At 59.6% G+C, this 255-nt stretch carries 1 protein-coding gene; it reads right to left on the bottom strand.

The genetic code is table 11. The features are described 5' to 3' along the window. The coding region (locus AB3X99_RS41030; protein WP_368662080.1) for a transposase at positions 1 to 255 on the bottom strand (255 nt) is incomplete at both ends.

Genomic DNA, 255 nt, shown 5'->3' with positions numbered 1-255 from the left:
CCAGCTTGAGTAGGTCGGCGTGCAGCGCATGTGGTAGCGCGTATGCCTGGTCACCCACGCCCTGACCTTGGGATGCGGGTGTGTCGCATAGTTGTCGTCGATCAGATGCACATCGAGATCGGCAGGCGCCGCCTGATCCACATGCCTGAGAAACGCCAGGAATTCCTGATGTCGGTGGCGCGGCTTACATTGCGCAATGACTTCACCCATTGCCGTATTGAGCGCGGCGAACAGAGTGGAAATGGCGTTCCGGAC

The organism is Paraburkholderia sp. BR10882, assembly GCF_040948855.1.
In the GTDB taxonomy this organism is placed as follows: domain Bacteria; phylum Pseudomonadota; class Gammaproteobacteria; order Burkholderiales; family Burkholderiaceae; genus Paraburkholderia; species Paraburkholderia nodosa_A.
This window is presented reverse-complemented; position numbering and strand designations above follow the sequence as displayed.